Annotated in this window: 2 protein-coding genes; both read right to left on the bottom strand. The window is 39.8% G+C overall.

The window, feature by feature from the left end; genetic code table 11:
* A partial coding sequence (locus AACS98_RS22325; protein ID WP_198161178.1) for a hypothetical protein occupies positions 1-554 on the bottom strand: 554 nt, incomplete at its 3' end.
* Positions 555-568: 14 nt separating this feature from the next.
* Entirely contained in the window at positions 569-817 is a 249-nt protein-coding gene (locus tag AACS98_RS22320; RefSeq protein WP_066384248.1) for a helix-turn-helix domain-containing protein, read from the bottom strand.
* Positions 818-1,187: the final 370 nt, after the last annotated feature.

Genomic DNA, 1,187 nt, shown 5'->3' with positions numbered 1-1,187 from the left:
TGCTTGTAGCCTTTATAGAAAGACTTGGTTAACTTCTCAACATCAAACGCTTCACAGTGGGTTTTGTATAGCTCCTGGGGTGATTGCTCCCTAACCGCTATTGCTTCCAATCGGTCACGGTCATAATTAGTGGGATTGGTGCTATCAATTAATAACTTGCGGATGCTGGTTTTTAAATTCAGGTTATTATCATAATTCTTGCGAGGATTCACCAACATCAACTGGTTAAAATCCTTCGTCGCCAACAGCAAAAAATCAGTTGCACGCTGACCGATAACATTAGCGATCGCTCTCATGCGACTACTAACGGCATTGCTAGAAGTCCATTCTTCTGGATGCAACTGAAACAGTAATACTTGCAGTTCGCCGTTACCCTGGTCAGCAATCAGGTAAGAATCATAAATTGCTTCAGTGCTACGGGCTGGTAAATGTAAGTCATCTATATTTAGAGGTTGAGCAGCAGCGTTGTAACCCAGTTTTTGAAATAGGGCTGCAATTTTCTCAGGACTACGAATATTTGATAAATCATCCAATTGCAATAAACGCTCTGACATCTTCCCCTACACCTTTAATTACCAAAATATTTCTGCTTTAAATCCTGACCTTGTTGATCCAAGTCATTAAGCTTCTGCTCAATCTTCTCCATAGCCATAGGTGAAGGTTTAGAGCGTCCATTCTCCCATCGGTTAATCGTCGTATATGTCACACCCAGATATGCTGCAAACTGTTCTTGAGTAAGGCCAGTCAGCAACCGCAGATTCCGAATTAGCCCCCCAATTTCAGGTTGCTTGACTACCAAAGGTTTTTTGATGGTCATTTATATTACCAACTGCTTGATATAGCAAGTGACATATCAGTAGCAATCTTAACCGCACTCAAGCATAATGGCAAGATTTGTATAATTACATCGTGTATGTTTTTGTGTTAAGAAGATTAAAATTGTGCAACAAATCTAAGTAAACCAAGCAAGCAGATTGAATGATGCGGTTGATACGGTTCAGTGAGAATGCGGTTAATAGTGTTAAGTTGTAATATGCTTGTTTGCTGATAAACCTCAACTGAATGCTTGACTCTACGGTAATAAGCAGTATTTAGGTGGCTAATACTTTAATGCAGGGATACGCTTTTATCCCATATTCACAGGGTAAACACTGAAGAGTTAATGCTGTTTAATTCCGTAGCTTTAC

It is taken from the genome of Anabaena sp. CA = ATCC 33047 (assembly GCF_963870205.1).
Lineage (GTDB): Bacteria > Cyanobacteriota > Cyanobacteriia > Cyanobacteriales > Nostocaceae > Trichormus.
Note: the sequence above shows the minus strand (reverse complement) of the source record. Positions and strands in the feature narration are given on the sequence as shown.